Origin of the sequence: Gordonia sp. SGD-V-85 (genome assembly GCF_001456905.1) — a bacterium.
Taxonomy (GTDB): Bacteria; Actinomycetota; Actinomycetes; order Mycobacteriales; family Mycobacteriaceae; genus Gordonia; species Gordonia hongkongensis.
Genome location: NZ_LNQO01000006.1, coordinates 51776 through 68896, shown reverse-complemented (window position 1 = coordinate 68896; position 17121 = coordinate 51776). Strand labels below are relative to the sequence as shown.

The following is a 17121-nucleotide window of genomic DNA, read 5'->3' as shown; positions in this document are numbered from 1 at the left end:
CGCTCCTGGCGGTCAGTTGCCGCCGGCGCGCACCAGCTCGGCGCAGCGTTCGCCGACGAGCATCACGGTGAGGTTGGGGTTCACCGTCGTGTGTTCCGGGAACACCGACGCGTCGGCCACCCGAAGTCCTGCAACACCTTTGACGCGGAGTTCGGGATCGAGCGGCGACAGCTCGTCGTCGGGCGCACCCATCCGCACGGTGCCCACCGGGTGGTAGACGGTGTTGTGGGTGCGGGCGATGTAGTCCGCCAGTTCGGCGTCGCTCGTGGTATCGGGGCCCGGATACAGTTCTCGCGCAATCCACGTCGACAGCGGTTCGGCGGCGGCGATCTCGCGGGCCTTCCGTAGGCCGGCGATCATGATCCGCATGTCGTAGCCCTCGAGATCGGTGAAGTACCGCGGGTCCACGCGGGGCTTGTCGCGGAAGTCACGGGAGCGCAACCGCACCGTGCCCCGTGACCGCGCGTGCGTCACGTTCGGTGTCAGGCAGAAGGTGTTGTCACTGGTCGGATAGCCCTGACGAAGGGTGTGCATGTCGAACGGCACGCTGCCGTAGTGCATCATCAGGTCCGGCCGGGTCAGACCCGCATCGACGGTGGTGAAGATGCCCGCCTCCCACCACTGGGTCGACTCGCGGACCATCGGCTTCGCGGTCTCGAACCCGATCACCCCTTCGGGGTGGTCCTGCAGGTGTTCACCGACCCCCGGCGCGTCGACGAGGGCCTCGATCTCGTGCTCGCGCAGATCGTCGGCCGGCCCGATTCCCGAGAGCATCAGCAACTTCGGGGAGTCGATCGCCCCCGCCGACACGATCACCTCGCCCCGGGCCTCGATCCGTGTCGTGCGACCGAACGCGTTGTCGGTGATGTCGACGCCCACGGCGCGTAGCTCGCCGTCGACCCGCTCGATCACCACCCGTTTTGCCCACGACCCGGTGCGGATGGTGAGGTTCGGCCGGTCGAGGTGCGGGTGCAGATAACTGACCGACGACGAGGCGCGCACACCGTCGGGTCGTCGGTTGATCTGGAAGAAGTTGGCGCCGTTGACAACCGTGCTGCCGCTGTTGAACTCGACGCGCGGGATGCCGACCGACTCGCAGGCGTCGAGCAGGGCGACGCCGCACGGGTCGTTCGGCGGCACCGTCATGAGGTGGACCGGACCGCTGCGACCGTGGTGCGCGCCCGGCGCGTCGTTGGTCTCGATCTGCGGGTAGAGGCGGTACAACTCCGCCGAACCCCATCCGGCGCACCCGAAGTCACGCTCCCACGAGTCGAGGTCCTCGCGCGGAGCCCAGAAGGCGATGCAGCTGTTGTGCGAACTGCACCCGCCGAGGACCTTCGCCCGGGCGTGGCGCATGAAGTCGTTGCCGTTCTCCTGCGGTTCGATGGGATAGTCCCAGTCGTAACCGGATTCGAGGAGTTCCATCCACCGGTCGAGCCGCAGGATCGCGTCGTCGCCGACATCGGACGGACCCGCCTCCAGTAGGCACACCGAGACCGAGGGGTCGTCGGACAGCCGCGACGCCACCACGGCACCCCCGGAGCCGCCGCCGACGACCACGTAGTCGTAGGTCTCGCTCATCGTCGCTCCTCGCCGTCTCCGGACCGGTCCGCGAACCAGCCGGTCACGCCCGGTCGGAGATTCTCGTAGACATGTTTGGCCTCGCGGTACTCCGCCAGACCGGACGGTCCGAGCTCCCGCCCGAAACCCGACTGGCCGTAACCGCCCCACTCGGCTTCCGGCAGGTACGGCCCGAAGTCGTTGACCCACACCGTTCCGGCCCGGATCCGTCCGGCGATGCGGCGGGCGCGTGCCGCGTCGGCCGACCAGACGGCCCCCGCGAGACCGTAGACGGTGTCGTTGGCCAGGGTCACGGCCTCCTCCTCGGTGGCGAAGGTCTCCACGGTGACGGTCGGTCCGAACGCCTCGTCGTGCACGCAGGCCATCGAACGGTCGGCGCGATCGATCACGGTGGGCAGATAGAACCATCCGTCGTCGAGGCGCCCCGAACCCGCATCGCCCGTGGCGAACGCGCCACCGGTGCGAATGATCGCGCCATCCGCACGAGCCTGTTCGACGTAGGCGTGCACCTTGTCGCGGTGTGCCGCAGAGATGAGCGGTCCGGTCTCGGTGCCCTCGGAGTAGGGCAGGCCCAGCCGGATCTGCTCCGCGCGGCGGACCAGCTCATCGACGAAGCGATCGTGTGCGGACTCCTCGATGATGAGCCGCGCTCCGGCCGAACAGACCTGCCCCGAATGCAGGAACGCCGCGTTGAGTGCGTTGTCGACCGCTGCCGCGAGGAGTTCGTCGGTGGCGCAGGCGTCGGCGAAGACCACGTTCGGGTTCTTGCCCCCGAGTTCGAGCGCGACCTTCTTCACCGTCGCCGCCGCCTCGCGGGCGATGACCCGGCCGGTCACGAGCCCACCGGTGAACGAGACCAGGTCGACGTCAGGATGAGACGACAGCGGAGCGCCGGCCTCGGCGCCCGCGCCCAGGACGAGGTTGCCCACGCCCGCCGGGAGACCGACCTGCTCCAGGACCTGCATGAGCAGGATCGACGTGTGCGGGGTGAGTTCGGCGGGCTTGAGCACGAAGGTGTTGCCCGCCGCCAGTGCCGGCGCGACCTTCCACGCCGCCTGCAGCAGCGGGTAGTTCCACGGTGTGATCAATCCGCAGACGCCGACCGGTTCGTACACGATGCGCGAATCGGCGTCGGGTGACCCGGTGTCGACCACGCGCCCGGCGTCGGCCGCCGCGAGCTTGCCGAAGTACCGGAAGCAGTTCGCGATGTCGGTCATGTCGATATCCGACTCGTAGGGCCGCTTGCCGGTGTCGAGGGTCTCGGCGCGGACGAATTCGTCTCGGCGCTCGTCGATCTGGGCGGCGACGCGGAGAAGGAGGTCCCCGCGGTCGGCGGCGGGTGTGGCGCTCCACTCGCCGGCGTCGAACGCCCGGCGGGCCGCCGCGATGGCCTGCTCGGTGTCGGCCACACCGCTCTCGGCCACTACACCGACGAGCGAGTTATCTGCGGGACAACGGATCTCACGGGTCTCGCCGGAGGCGGCGGGCCGCCAGCGGCCGCCGATGTAGAGGGTCTCGCTCATCGAGCCGGTGCTCCTTCGGAACTGCTGTCGGGGATGTCCGTGTCGCTGTCGGGCACGGTACCGTCGCCGCCGGCCGGATCGGGTTCGGGGTCGTGGTGATCTCCGGCCGCATCCCGCAGATGCAGATAACCGAGATGGCGTTCGTACTGGTCGAGGATGTCACCGATGATCTGGTCTCGGGTGTATCCGGTGAGTGAGTAGCCCTGGGACCCCTCGGTGAGATACACCTCGCACCGGAAGTAGCGATCGTCGGACCGCTGGGTCCGGACCGCGTACGTCGGTGTCGGTGCCGAGACCGGCCACACGCAGTACTCGAAACGGGGAACTTCGGCGAGTTCGACGATCAGGCGCGGTGACGGCAGCCCTTCGTTCTCGGCCGACTCGTCGACCGTCGCGGTGATCCCCTCCCGGCCGAATTGTTCGGCGACCTCGGTCATGGCCGGTACGACGTTGGCTTCGATGAACTTCCGGGTCGCAACCCGGCCGGGGAAGCGCAGGGTGCCGATGAGTCGCTGTCGCCAGCTGCCGTGTTCCGTCGGGCCGCGCCCGACGGCGATCACCTTGGGCAGCGTCGTCCGGAAGCTGTCGAGTTTCACCGACTCGTTGCGGACGGCACGGAGCAGTGAGATGCCGATGAGCCCGAGGACGAAGGAGAACGGCAGGCCCATGATCACCGTCGCGGCCTGCAGGGTCAGGATCGACCCGTCGCCGCCGCCGGCGAACAGCATCGACAGGGTCAGCAGACCGATCGCCACCGACCAGAAGATACGAAGCGACCGTGTGCAATCGGCCATCGGGTCGTCGAGGCGGCTGGTGAAATTGCCCATCACGAGCGAGCCGGAGTCGGCGCTGGTCACGTAGAACAGCAGGCCGGTGATGGTTGCGATCCCGATGAGCAGCGTCGAACCCGGGTACTGATCGAGCAGCGAATAGAACCCGGCCTCGGGTGTGGAGGCCGTCGTCTCGGCGAAATCCGCATCGCCGCGGGCCACCTGCAGGGCACTGTTCCCGAAGATCGAGATCCACACCAGGATGAAGCTGAACGGGACCACCAGCACGCCGAAGATGAACTGCCGCAACGTGCGTCCGCGCGAGATGCGGGCGAGGAAGAGTCCGACGAACGGCGCCCAGGCCACCCACCACGCCCAGAAGAACAGGGTCCAGCCGTCGACGAAGGCGCGGGCGTCGTTGCCGGGCGGCGGGTTCACCTGGTCCCAGGCGAAGGTGTCGAGTGTTCGGTCGGCAAATGTGGACACATAGTCGCCCGCGTTCTGGACGAGCCCGTTGAGCAGGAAGTCCGCGTCTTTGGCGACCGTGATGTATATGAGCAGGCAGATGGCCAGGATGACGTTGATCTCGGAGAGGCGTCGGATGCCCTTGTCGACACCAGAGGTCGCAGACGCGGTCGCGATCACCACAGCCAGGACGATCAGGCCGATCTGAGCCGCCTTGCCCTGTTCGATCCCGAAGATCTCGTTCAGCCCGAAGTTGAGCTGAACGACGCCGATCCCCAACGAGGTCGCGATCCCGAAGATGGTGCCGAGGACAGCCGCGACGTCTATCGCGTCGCCCCAGCGACCTTCGACACGCTTGCCGAAGATCGGGTACAGCGCTGCCCGGATCGTCAGCGGCAGATTGTGCCGGAAGGCGAAATACGCGAGCGCGCCGCCCATGAGCGCGTACATCGCCCACCCGGTGACCCCGTAGTGGAAGACCGTCCACGTGACCGCCTCGCGCGCAGCCTCGTTGGTCTCCGCGGGCCCGGTCGGCGGGTTGAGGAAATGGGTCACCGGTTCGGCGACCGAGAAGAACATCAGATCTATGCCGATCCCGCGGCGAACAGCATCGCCGTCCAGGTGAACAGGCTGTACTCGGGGCGCGATTCCTCCGGTCCGAGCCGGTAGCGCCCGTACTTGCTGAGGCCGAGGAACACCACGAGACCGACGATGGCGGTGGCGAGGATGAAGTACCACCAGCCGAACCAGCGGGTGATGAAGTCGCGTACGTCGTTGATCGTCGACTCGGCCGCCGCCGGGGCCGCCAGCGCCCAGGCGGCGAAGGCGACCACGATGACGGCCGAGGCGAGGAAGACCGTCACGTTGACCCGGTGCGACCGGGGCCGGGCGTCGCTGCTCATGGGCTACGACGCTAGTCCGATCACGGGTGGAACGGGCGGTTTAAGCGAATCATCGGATGCGGAACGGGGTGGGTCACCTCGTGAACCGGGCCAGGAGTTCGGCGGTCTCCTCGCCGGCACCGAGCTGCGCGATGGTGTCCGCCTCGTCGTCGAGATGATCGGCATAGGTACGGCTGTAGGACGCGCGGGCGAGGCGTCGTGCGTGCCCGATCGCGGCCGCGGGCCGTTCGAGCAGGAGCGCGACGACGGCGTCGGTGGCCTCGTCGAGTTCTCCCGCCTCGACGATCTCGTGGACGAGTCCCCACTCCAACGCGGTTGCGGCATCGATCTTCTCGTTGCGCACCAGCATGCGGAGCGCGCGCCCCAATCCGATGGTCCGGGGCAGGTTGACCGACACACCGCAGTCGGGGGAGAGGCCGATCGTGGAGTAGGCGGCCACGAAGGAGGTCTTCGGCGTCGCGATCACGACGTCGGCGGCGAGGACGAGACCCAGACCGCCGCCCGCGGCGGTGCCCTGGACCGCGGCCACGACGGGAACGGGCAGGCGGTCGAGCGCGATGAGCGACCGGTGGACCGATCCGGCGAGTTCGGCGAGGAACTGTCCCCGGTCGGTCGCGGTGGCCATGCCGTGGACATCGCCGCCGCCGGAGAAGAGCCGACCGGCCGCGGACAGTCGGATGACCCGGACGCTGCCGTCGCTTTCGATGGTCTGCACCGCCGCTGCCAATCCGTCGGCGAGATCCATGTCCAGGGCGTTCGCGGCCTCCGGCCGGTTGAGTCGGATGGCGGCGACCCCGCGGTCGTCGATGGTGAAGTCGAGGCCCGTGGTCATCGAGCTGCTCCCGCGGTGGTCGCGAGTTCGGCTCCGGCACCGGGTGTCTCGGCAGCTACTCGCAGCACCTCGTCGACGGCGGCCCGCGCCCTGGTGCTGTCGTAGGCCCGTGCGATCTGCATCTTCTCCGCCTCCAACGAACCCTCGGCATGGGTGGCCAGGACCGACTGGTAGCCGCCCCACTGACCCGTGGTCAGGTCGCCGATCAGATGGATGAGTCGCAGGCGCTCCTGAGCCGGACGCGCCGCGGCGAAATACTTCTCCAGCACCGTGCGAACTTCGGGGTCATCCCAGTCGTGTCCGCCGGGTCCGGTGGCCACGAGGCCGCCGGCGAGGTCGAGCAGCGTCGCTGCGGCCTGGTGGAAACCGTGCGCGAAGTGGTACTTCGCCATGTTGACCGCCAGCGGATCCGGTAGGTGGATGCCGTTGCCGCCGTTGCGCGCTCGAACCGCGGCCAGCTCGGCGAAACCGCGTACCGTCTCGGCGTAGGTGATCAGTTCGGTCAGTTTGGTCTTCACGTGACCGGCACCGGCGATGCCGTTGGCCTCCGCGATGCCGATGGCGGCGCCGACCAGCAGGTCGAGAACGGGGAGTTTGTAGTTCACCGCCGTGAAACGGTGGTAGTCGACGAACGCGAGTGCCAGCGGGCCCGCGAGTTCGGGCTCGCGGTTGAGGAATACGCGCTCCTTCGGGACACGGACCCGGTCGAACACCGTCAGGCTCTCGAGCAGCTTGTGCCGGGACGAGATTGGGTGTTCGAAGGGGTGCTGGTCGCCGTGCAGGTACGGGGACACATAGAGGGTCAGGCCCTCGGTGTCGACCGGGATCGCGAAGCTCACCGCCCAGTCGCGGTCGGCCTCCGACATCGCGCGGGTGGGCAACACGATGATCTCATCGGCGTTGGCGCTGAACGAGGTGTGGACCTTTGCGCCGGACACGGTGATCGAATCGGCGTCCTCGTCGACGATCCGCAGATAGTGGTCGGGATCGGGCTGCCGGTGCGGCGGGAGTGACCGGTCGCCCTTCACGTCGGTCTGGGCCACCGCCAGGGCGACGTCGTTCTCGCAGCAATACCGGTAGTACGCCTCGGCTTTCGCCAGACTGTCGCCCGACAGCGCGCGCAGCAGGGCGAACAGCGCGTCGCTGCCGACCTCTTTGAGCACGATCGTCCCCGCACCCATCCGGGACAGGGTCTCGATGAGACGGCCGCGGTCGGCGATGTCCGCCGCGGTGCGCGGCACCCGGTAGAACGCGGTGTAGGGCCCGTCGCCGTCGTCGGCGACCGCGAGATCCGGCTCGGTGTGCGAGATCTCGTAGGCGAGCGACGAATGGGCGATGGCATCGGCGAACTCGTCGAACGCGGTGACGTCGTCGATCTTCTCGCCGCGGTAGACGACGCGCCGGTTGTCGCGCAGGCCTTCTCGATAGGCCTGCGGGTCGCGGATGGCCACAACTGTCCCCTCTCGATTGATCACTGCCGTGAGCGAGCGATCGCTCGGCCAGCATGCCTGCCCGGTTGCGTCGTGGTCAAGTCCCATCCGGTGGACACTTCGGCGTGACGGGTGCGCACGGCGTCGGACGTGCGCGTGCCCGGCTCGACGATGTGAGCTGTGACATCGGTATTGATTGCCTCGGAGCGCATTCGAAAGCTACGCTCGGCGGAGCCGAACGGGTGTGCCCGGGGCCGGGAACGGTCGTGCCGCCCGGGCTCCGGGCATGCGGGACGTCATCCGCCCGTCTTCGGACTGTTTAGATAACCCAAACAGGCAGCGCGTGGTGGTGGTCGCATGAATCGGCCCTCGCGGCGCTGTCCCGACCGCTCACACTCTCCACGGGTGTGCGCACCGAGAGGACTCACCGTGACACCGACCCACACCCCCGACGATTCGCTGCGGGGACGGACCCTGTTGATCTCCGGCGGCAGCCGAGGCATCGGCGAGGCCATCGCGGTGGCCGCCGCCGCGCGGGGCGCGAACATCGCGCTGCTGGCGAAAACCGCGGAGCCGCACCCGAAACTGCCCGGGACCATCCACACGGCGGCGGCCGCGATCACCGAGGCCGGTGGTCGGGCACTGCCGATCGTGGGCGACGTCCGCGACGACGCCTCGGTGGCCGACGCCGTGGCTCGTACCGTCGAGCACTTCGGCGGCATCGACGTCGTGGTCAACAACGCCAGCGCGCTGGATCTGACGCCCGCCGAGAAGATCGACATGAAGAAGTACGACCTCATGCAGGACATCAACGCGCGCGGCGCCTTCGCGCTGACGAAGGCGGCGATCCCGCATCTGCGTGCGTCGGAGAACGCGCACGTGCTGACGCTCTCGCCGCCGATCGATCTCGATCCCAAGTGGTTTGCCCAGATCGGCACCGCGTACACCATCTCGAAGTTCTCGATGTCCATGGTCACCGTCGGCCTGGCTGCTGAGCTGAAAGCCGATGGCATCGCGGTCAATTCGCTCTGGCCGCGGACCACGATCAACACGGCGGCGGTGCGCAACATCCTCAGCGAGGAGCTCGTCGCGCGGAGTCGCAAGCCGAGCATCATGGCCGACGCCGCGATGAGCATCATCACCAAGCCGGCCTGGCTGGCGACCGGGCAGTGCTTCATCGACGACGACGTCCTCGCGCGCGACGGTGTCCGCGACTTCGCGCAGTACCGCGTCGTGCCCGGGGATCAGGAACTCGAGCTCGACTTCTGGATGACCTGGAACTGAGTCACCACGACGGCGCCGGGCCATCGACAACGATGACCCGGCGCCGCCGCGTTGTCCCGGGTTTCCGGGGAAGTCCTGGATTACCGAACCGGTGCGAACTGGGGAGCCGCGTCGTCGACGCCGGCCGAGATCGATGCGTCGAAGTCGCCGTGATAGCGCTTCTTGACGATCACGTACAGGCAGAGCAGCGATGCGGCGGCCAGGAGGGCGAGGAAAAGCCCGACGCGCCAGGCGTTGTCCGGGTTGCCGTTGATGATCGCGACCATCACGAACGGCGCGAACCCGCCGATGATCGCCGAGATCTGATAACCCAGGGAGGCGCCCGAGAATCGGATCTCCGGCGGGAACAGCTCGGCGAAAAGTGTTCCCTGCGTACCGGTCTGGAGCGCCATCGCGACCACTCCGACGAGAACGGCAACCGCGAATGGCCAGATGGACGTCGGTGACGATGATCCGATCAGCAGCCACATCGGGATCGCCCAGATCGTCATGGCCGCCGATCCGATGGCGAAGACCAGCTTGCGTCCGATGCGATCCGACAGCCAGCCGAAGGCCGGGACGAGCGGGACCATCACGACGCAGGAGATCAGAATCCAGGTGAGCACGGTGGACCGGGCGACGTCGAGGTAGGTCGTCACGAACTGCACCGAACCGGTGATCATGATGTAGAAGAAGACGATTCCGATCGTGTTCGCGCCGGCGGCCATCAGGATGGTCCCCGGGTTGCGTCGGATGACGTCGAGCATCGGGGAACGCTGCACCTCGGGTGTCTGCGCGATCTTGGCCGCCACGGCCTTGAATTCCGGTGTCTCCTCGAGGAACCGGTGGATGGCGAACGCGACCGGGAGCATCACCAGGCTGATCCAGAACGGGATCCGCCAGACCCAGGACAGGAAGGCGTCCGAACTCGACAGGCCCGTGGCGAGCAGGAACGCGACATTGCCCAGCACGAGACCGATCGGCACGCCGAGCTGCGCGAAACTGCCGTAGAAGCCGCGCAGGTGCGCCGGTGCGTTCTCGGTGGCGATCAGGACGGCGCCGCCCCACTGTCCGCCGACGGCCAGGCCTTGGCAGATGCGCAGGATCACGAGGAGGGTCGGTGCGAGCCAGACCGTCTGGGTGTTGGGGACACAGCCGATCAGGAAGGTGGCGACGGCCATCAGGCAGACGGCGCCGACCAGGACGGGCTTGCGGCCGTAGCGATCGCCCAACTGACCGGCCAGGATGCCGCCGATCGGACGGGCGATGAAGCCCACGGCCACCGTGGCGAACGAGTTGAGCGCGGACACGACGGTGCTGTCGGTGGCGAAGAACGTCACGTTGAACACCAGCGCGGCGGCGGTGGAGTAGATGAAGAAGTCGTACCACTCGAGTGACGTCGAGATCGCGGCGGCGATCGACGCTCGAGCCGAACGGGGCGCCGGCCGTACGCCGGCAGGATCAGTGGGCACGGGATCAGTGGGCACGGGGATGCTCCTGGCTCAAGGGGGTGCCGGGCCGACGAGATTCGGGCCCACGGCCGTCTGGCGGGGGTGCCGTGGGGTCGTCGAATGGAAGGCCGTCGGGCCGGATGGGGGTGTCCCCGGACACAGTCGGTGCCGAGTGTCGGTCACGTCGCAGCCCCGGGTAGCAGGAGACTAGCCAACCCGGAGCGAAACAGTCAAGACGTACTCTTACGTGGGGTGCGGCGTCAGACCTCGAGCAGGACGAGGGCGGTGTCCGTCCACTGGGGCAGGTGGGGGTCGCGTCGTGGATCGCGACGGTCGAAGGTGTAGGCCAGTGCGACGCCGCGCATGCTGGTGAAGAGGATCTCGCGCAACTGTGCGTACCGGGGATGGCCTACGAGCTCCGGACCCCACATGCGGTCGATGCTCGTACGGATCACGCCGCCGAGGTGGCGCTCCACCGGCAGCAGCGCGCCGGCGATCCAGTCGTTCGTCCGCGACGCGGTCCACAGTTCGACGGCGGCCCAGAAGTGCGGCTCGTGGAACGACATCCACATCATGTCGACGATGGCCGTGACCCGCGCGGACCCGGTCGCCTCGTCGTCGATCGCGGCCACGACGCGGGCGGTCGTCGCCGCCACCCGCTCGGCGGCCAAGTGCTCGGCCGCCGCGACGAGCAGGTCCTCCCTCGACGGGAAGTGATGGAGCAGACGGCCGCGGGAGACCCCGGCGCGCGCCTGGATCGCCGAGGTGGTCGCACCGGCGAAGCCGTGCTCGATCAGGCAGTCGACCGCCGCCTCCAGGATGCGACGTCGGCTGGTGATGGTGCGCTGTTCGCGACGTGTCGGCGCCGGCCCGGCGGGAGCTGCCGTGTCGGAGGGCGCCTCGGGTGAACTCACGGTGCCACTATACGAGTCAGGTTTGACTTGTTCGCGCATTCGGCAGCGGGTACCGCATGATGCCCAGCGCGTAGTCGACGTATTCGGTCGCCAGCTGCTCGGGAGTCAACCGGCCGTCGGGCTGCCACCAGGTCGGCAGGGCGGTGCACATGGTGACGACCGCGCGCGCGGCGTCGGACGGATGCGCGGGGCGGAAGAGGCCCAGCGCGGTGGCGGAGTGGACCTCCTCGTCGACCAGCGCCTGTTGACGGTTTCGTCGTCGACTGACATCTCGTTGATTCGACGGCTCGAGCGCCCGGACCTCGCTGGAGCCCAGGAAGCCGAGCTGACGGCGGTGGGTGTGGTAGAGCGCCAGATTCTCGACGAGTGCGCAGAACCGGCCGACGGCGTCGTGCTCGCTCGTCCGCGCGGCTTCCGCTCGCCACTCGAGATCGTTCATCGTGCGGTCCAGGATGTCCATCAGGATGTGCTGCTTGCTCGGGTAGTGGTTGTAGATCCCGGGCACCGACATCCCGCATCGCGTGGAGATCCGTCGCATGGTCGTCCCGTGGTATCCGACAGCGAGGAACTCCTCGACCGCTGCCCGGAGGATCGGGGAGAAGTCGAGCGGGTCGTAGCGCCGCCAGTCTCCGTGCGCGACCGGAGCGGCCGGTGCGTCGCCCGGTTCGCGGCGCGGCACGGTTCCCGAGATGATCTGGGGGACGCCGACCCCGAGGGCGGACGCGATCGCCTCGAGCCGATCGACGCGCAGACCCGTCTTGCCGTTCTCGATCTGGCTCAGGGTCGCCGGACTCACGCCGATCGAGGCCGACAACGACCGCAGACTCACCCCCGCGGCCTGCCTGGCCCGCCGGACCCGCATCCCGGCGGACCGGGCCGGGCTGTCGGCTGCGTGGACGTCGGTCGACTCTCCCGGGGGCACGCACCGCAGTGTAGGGACGCACATCGGGGGCGTCGACGCCGCGTTCGCTCTCGGCGTAGCGACCCGGGAACACAGCCCCGGCCAGCGCAGTTGTACTGGGCACATCCCCGCCGCAACGGGGGATCCATGCACTCTGCGCAGGCGTTAACTGCAGGTGCACCCGAGACGACCTCTAGAGTGGAAGCAGGCTGGTCGTCGTCTATCCGCACCGGTTGTCCTCCGGGACCTCCGAGGTGGTCTCCGCGGCGGCCGGGGCGCTAGCAATGTGAGGGAGAACAATGTTCGAACGGTTCACCGACCGCGCGCGTCGGGTTGTGGTTCTGGCCCAAGAAGAAGCGCGCATGCTCAACCACAACTACATCGGTACCGAGCACATCCTCCTCGGCCTCATCCACGAGGGCGAGGGCGTGGCCGCCAAGGCGCTCGAGTCGCTCGGGATCTCCCTGGAAGGGGTCCGCAGCCAGGTCGAGGAGATCATCGGCCAGGGCCAGCAGGCACCGTCGGGACACATCCCGTTCACCCCGCGCGCCAAGAAGGTGCTGGAGCTCTCGCTGCGCGAGGCCCTGCAGCTCGGCCACAACTACATCGGTACCGAGCACATCCTGCTCGGCCTGATCCGTGAGGGCGAGGGCGTCGCCGCCCAGGTGCTGGTGAAGCTCGGCGCCGACCTCAACCGGGTCCGCCAGCAGGTCATCCAGCTCCTCAGCGGATACCAGGGCAAGGAGCCGCAGGAGGCGGGCACCGGCGGCCGCAGCAGCGAGTCCGGCACCCCGTCGACCTCGCTGGTCCTGGACCAGTTCGGTCGTAACCTGACCGCCGCGGCCTCCGAGGGCAAGCTCGACCCGGTCATCGGCCGGGAGAAGGAAATCGAGCGTGTCATGCAGGTGCTCAGCCGCCGCACCAAGAACAACCCGGTGCTGATCGGTGAGCCCGGCGTCGGCAAGACCGCCGTCGTCGAAGGCCTGGCGCAGGCCATCGTGAACGGCAAGGTCCCCGAGACCCTCAAGGACAAGCAGCTCTACACCCTCGACCTCGGTTCGCTGGTTGCGGGCAGCCGCTACCGCGGTGACTTCGAGGAACGCCTCAAGAAGGTGCTCAAGGAGATCAACACCCGCGGCGACATCATCCTGTTCATCGACGAGCTGCACACGCTCGTCGGCGCAGGTGCCGCCGAGGGTGCCATCGACGCCGCCAGCATCCTCAAGCCGAAGCTGGCCCGCGGCGAGCTGCAGACCATCGGCGCGACGACCCTCGACGAATACCGCAAGTACATCGAGAAGGACGCCGCACTCGAGCGCCGCTTCCAGCCCGTGCAGGTGGGCGAGCCGTCTGTCGAGCACACCATCGAGATCCTCAAGGGCCTGCGCGACCGGTACGAGTCGCACCACCGCGTCTCGATCACCGACGGCGCGCTGGTCGCCGCCGCCACGCTGGCCGACCGCTACATCAACGACCGGTTCCTGCCGGACAAGGCGATCGACCTCATCGACGAGGCCGGCGCGCGCATGCGCATCCGCCGGATGACCGCGCCGCCAGACCTGCGTGAGTTCGACGACCGCATCGCCGATGCGCGCAAGGAGAAGGAAAGCGCGATCGACGCGCAGGACTTCGAGAAGGCCGCCAGCCTCCGCGACAAGGAGAAGCAGCTGGTCGCCGAGCGCGCCGAGCGCGAGAAGCAGTGGCGCAGCGGTGACATGGACGTCGTGGCCGAGGTCGACGACGAGCAGATCGCCGAGGTCCTCGGCAACTGGACCGGCATCCCGGTGTTCAAGCTCACCGAGGAGGAGACCACGCGTCTGCTCCGCATGGAGGAGGAGCTGCACAAGCGGATCATCGGGCAGGAGGACGCCGTCAAGGCGGTCTCGAAGGCGATCCGTCGTACCCGTGCCGGCCTGAAGGATCCGAAGCGGCCGTCGGGCTCGTTCATCTTCGCCGGTCCGTCCGGCGTCGGTAAGACCGAGCTCTCCAAGGCGCTGGCGAACTTCCTGTTCGGCGAGGACGACGCCCTCATCCAGATCGACATGGGCGAGTTCCACGACCGCTTCACCGCGTCGCGTCTGTTCGGTGCCCCTCCCGGGTACGTCGGCTACGAAGAGGGCGGGCAGCTCACCGAGAAGGTGCGCCGCAAGCCGTTCTCGGTGGTGCTGTTCGACGAGATCGAGAAGGCCCACTCGGAGATCTACAACACCCTGCTGCAGGTCCTCGAAGATGGTCGTCTGACCGACGGTCAGGGTCGCACGGTCGACTTCAAGAACACCGTGCTGATCTTCACCTCGAACCTCGGTACCTCGGACATCTCCAAGGCCGTGGGCATGGGCTTCTCGTCGAGCGACGGGACCCAGTCGAACTACGAACGGATGAAGCAGAAGGTCAACGACGAGCTCAAGAAGCACTTCCGCCCCGAGTTCCTCAACCGCATCGACGACATTGTCGTGTTCCACCAGCTCACGCGGGAAGAGATCATCCAGATGGTCGATCTCATGCTGACCCGCGTGGAGGGTGCGCTGAAGAACAAGGACATGGCTCTCGAGGTCACCGACCGCGCGAAGGCCCTGCTGGCCAAGCGCGGCTTCGATCCGGTGCTGGGTGCGCGTCCGCTGCGTCGCACCATCCAGCGCGAGATCGAGGACCAGCTCTCGGAGAAGATCCTGTTCGGCGACATCGCTCCCGGACAGATCGTCCTGGTCGACGTCGAGAACTGGGACGGCGAGGGCGACGGCGACGACGCCCGGTTCGTCTTCACCGGCTCGGAGAAGCCGCGCATGGTTCCCGACGCACCGGTCGAGCTCACCAAGGCCGGCGAGGCCGACGCGAGCTGAGCGCAGCCCGTCTGAGCTGATCTGACACCAGCGGCGGCGTCACCCGACAGGGTGGCGCCGCCGTTGTGTTGTGCCCGGCTGGTGCGCGATTCCGCGGATTGACACAGCCGACGCGGAGTGTCCCAGCGCCCGATAGCATCGATCTGTGACGAGCGATACATCAGAGGTCGGGCGCAAGTCCCGACAGGACCAGCCCACCATCACCGTCGAGCGAGATGGGGAGATCGCGATCTTCCGGCTCAATCGACCCGACCGGCTCAACGCCTTCACCATGCAGATGGGGGAGGAACTGCGGGCCGCGTTCGACGACACCGACGCTGACGACTCCGTTCGTGCCGTCGTGCTGACCGGCAACGGCCGCGCGTTCTGCGCCGGCGCCGATCTCGAGGCGGGCGGGTCCACGTTCGACGCCTCGTCGGTGGTGGACTCAGACGAGGTTCCAGCGGACGAGGGCGGGAAGTTGACGCTGCGGATGTTCGCCTCGCTCAAGCCGATCGTGGTGGCGGTGAACGGTCCGTCGGCCGGCGTCGGCGTCACGATGACGCTGCCCGCCGACGTCCGGATCGCCTCGGAGGACGCGAAGTTCGGGTTCGTCTTCGCCGCCCGCGGCCTGGTGCCCGAAGCCGCGTCGAGCTGGTTCCTGCCGCGGCTCGTCGGGTTGCCGACCGCACTGCAGTGGACGATCGGCGCGAAGATGGTGCCCGTCGCCGAAGCCCATGAACGCGGGCTGATTCAGCAGGTGGTCCCCAAAGACCAGGTGCTCGAGACCGCGATCGCCGTCGCCCGCGAGATGACCGCGAACAGCGCCCCCGTCTCGGCGGCGCTGACCCGACAGCTGTTTTGGCGGATGGCCGGTGCGCCCAGTCCGCTCGATGCCCACCACGCCGACTCGAAGGCGATCTTCTACCGCGGGCAGTCCGGTGACGTGTACGAAGGCGTCATGTCGTTCCTGGAGAAGCGTCCGGCGACCTACCCCAACACCGTGTCGGAAGATCTACCCGAGATCTTTTGATCACTCAGTCGAGGGTCCCGGCCTGGATGCCGATCTCGAGTACCACGAAGATCATCGCCAGCTGGATGGCGCAGCACCACGCAGCGGCCGGCCAGGCCGGGAGTCCTCGGCGCACGCGGCGGACGACGAGGGTCACCGACACCGCCACCAGCACCACGGCCGACCCGATGCCCACCCCGATGGCGACCTCGGTCCAGACCGGACTCCCGCACTCCTCGTAGGCGCACGCGTCGGTGACGAAGACCGTCAGACCCGCGACGGCGATCGTGATCAGCGCCAAGACGGCGTGCACCAACCCCAGCACCACCGACGCGAACGCGTCAAGGGTCGACACGGGTGGCTGCGGAGGTGGATTCTCGGCGGTCTCCTCGGTGGGCATCCGCCGACGATAGCGTCGGACATTGTCCCGCGGGACCGGCGCGCGGTGAAAAACTCCTGCAAACAGCCCGTGTGAACTGGGTGAACATCCGAACACGCCGGACATAAACGGTGGCAGCGTCCATCGACCGCGGTTATCGTGGCGACAGAGCAGGCCCGACCAACGAGAGGAGGTGACGCAGATGTCGATGGGTGACAAGGCTTTCGCCGGCGAGTGGCGGACGGCCCCCTCCGACCGTCCGTGCGGACTGAAGTCCGACGGAAGGCCGGGACCGATCACATCACGCGTCACCAGTTCCTGAGGTCATGAACCTCGGTGGTCGGCGCACTCACTCGCCCACGCATCGAGGAGCTGTCATGACCATCTTCGTCACCAACGCCGGACTGCAGATCCTGGCGCGCGTCACCTGGCGTCGCGCCGCGGTTCTGTTGACCACCGAGGTCGCGCGGAACGTCGAGGGCACGCCGCTGGTCCGCGTCGTCCATTCGCCGACGCTGTCCCTGCCGATCCACAAGGTGGTGGCGATCAAGCGAGATGCCTACCGCCCGTTCGCCGGTAAGACGATGGACTCCTACGCGTCGAACGCGACCATCCTGCGGCGCGATCAATGGATCTGCGCCTACTGCGACGGTCCCGCCGACACCGTCGACCACATCGTCCCGGTCTCGCAGGGTGGGCCGAGCACATTCGGAAACCAGGTCGCGGCGTGCAAGTCCTGCAACGGTTTCAAGGCCAACCGGACGCCGCGCAAGGCGGGGATGGCGCTACGGCACGCGCCGTTCGTCTACGACCCCTGGGCCGCGGACCAGAAAGAGGTGTGGGAGATGTTCATCCTGCATCCGAAGACGGACTAGACGT

Annotated in this window: 12 protein-coding genes and 1 pseudogene; 4 read left to right on the top strand and 9 right to left on the bottom strand. The window is 67.8% G+C overall.

The annotated features are described in order from the left end of the window. Positions 1-12 precede the first annotated feature (12 nt). The 5 genes and pseudogenes from AS181_RS08780 to AS181_RS08760 all read right to left on the bottom strand — a co-directional run bounded on the left by AS181_RS08780 (position 13) and on the right by AS181_RS08760 (position 7524). Positions 13-1581 (bottom strand): GMC family oxidoreductase, encoded by a 1569-nt coding sequence (locus AS181_RS08780; protein WP_058251212.1) that lies wholly within the window; start codon positions 1579-1581, stop codon positions 13-15. Beyond that, complete coding sequence (locus AS181_RS08775; protein WP_058251211.1) at positions 1578-3104, bottom strand: aldehyde dehydrogenase family protein; 1527 nt, start codon at positions 3102-3104, stop codon at positions 1578-1580. The genes AS181_RS08780 and AS181_RS08775 overlap by 4 nt, the downstream gene beginning before the upstream one ends. Beyond that, positions 3101-5241, bottom strand: a pseudogene (gene betT, locus AS181_RS08770) (choline BCCT transporter BetT). The gene AS181_RS08775 and the pseudogene betT overlap by 4 nt, the downstream one beginning before the upstream one ends. A 73-nt stretch (positions 5242-5314) precedes the next feature. After that, a complete protein-coding gene (locus tag AS181_RS08765) occupies positions 5315-6073 on the bottom strand; it encodes an enoyl-CoA hydratase/isomerase family protein (protein WP_058251210.1) in 759 nt (252 codons plus the stop codon). Further along, on the bottom strand, positions 6070-7524 hold the full coding sequence (locus AS181_RS08760; protein WP_058251209.1) for a 4-hydroxyphenylacetate 3-hydroxylase N-terminal domain-containing protein: 1455 nt from the start codon (positions 7522-7524) through the stop codon (positions 6070-6072). Before AS181_RS08760 ends, AS181_RS08765 begins: the two co-directional genes overlap by 4 nt. A gap of 408 nt (positions 7525-7932) precedes the next feature. On the opposite strand from AS181_RS08760, the gene AS181_RS08755 reads away from it, so the two are divergent. Next, positions 7933-8787 carry an SDR family oxidoreductase gene (locus AS181_RS08755; RefSeq protein ID WP_058251208.1) on the top strand — a complete coding sequence of 285 codons (855 nt, stop codon included), beginning with the start codon at positions 7933-7935 and terminating at the stop codon, positions 8785-8787. An 80-nt stretch (positions 8788-8867) separates the two neighbouring features. Here AS181_RS08755 and AS181_RS08750 read toward each other — a convergent pair whose 3' ends face one another. The 3 genes from AS181_RS08750 to AS181_RS08740 all read right to left on the bottom strand — a co-directional run bounded on the left by AS181_RS08750 (position 8868) and on the right by AS181_RS08740 (position 12053). Continuing rightward, positions 8868-10238: an MFS transporter gene (locus AS181_RS08750; RefSeq protein ID WP_058251207.1), complete on the bottom strand. Its 1371-nt coding sequence runs from the start codon at positions 10236-10238 to the stop codon at positions 8868-8870. A gap of 239 nt (positions 10239-10477) precedes the next feature. After that, positions 10478-11131, bottom strand: coding sequence for a TetR/AcrR family transcriptional regulator (locus AS181_RS08745; RefSeq protein WP_058251206.1), 654 nt, complete (start codon positions 11129-11131; stop codon positions 10478-10480). 16 nt (positions 11132-11147) lie between these two features. After that, positions 11148-12053 carry a TetR family transcriptional regulator gene (locus AS181_RS08740; protein WP_231742351.1) on the bottom strand — a complete coding sequence of 302 codons (906 nt, stop codon included), beginning with the start codon at positions 12051-12053 and terminating at the stop codon, positions 11148-11150. 278 nt (positions 12054-12331) lie between these two features. Here AS181_RS08740 and AS181_RS08735 point away from each other — a divergent pair, with 278 nt between their 5' ends. After that, entirely contained in the window at positions 12332-14872 is a 2541-nt protein-coding gene (locus AS181_RS08735) for an ATP-dependent Clp protease ATP-binding subunit (RefSeq protein ID WP_058251205.1), read from the top strand. Positions 14873-15017: 145 nt separating this feature from the next. Beyond that, positions 15018-15884, top strand: coding sequence for an enoyl-CoA hydratase-related protein (locus AS181_RS08730; protein WP_058251204.1), 867 nt, complete (start codon positions 15018-15020; stop codon positions 15882-15884). A 4-nt stretch (positions 15885-15888) separates the two neighbouring features. Here AS181_RS08730 and AS181_RS08725 read toward each other — a convergent pair whose 3' ends face one another. Beyond that, positions 15889-16263, bottom strand: coding sequence for a hypothetical protein (locus tag AS181_RS08725; RefSeq protein WP_058251203.1), 375 nt, complete (start codon positions 16261-16263; stop codon positions 15889-15891). Between the two features lie 356 nt (positions 16264-16619). On the opposite strand from AS181_RS08725, the gene AS181_RS08720 reads away from it, so the two are divergent. Further along, a complete protein-coding gene (locus AS181_RS08720; RefSeq protein ID WP_058251202.1) occupies positions 16620-17117 on the top strand; it encodes an HNH endonuclease in 498 nt (165 codons plus the stop codon). Positions 17118-17121 lie beyond the last annotated feature (4 nt).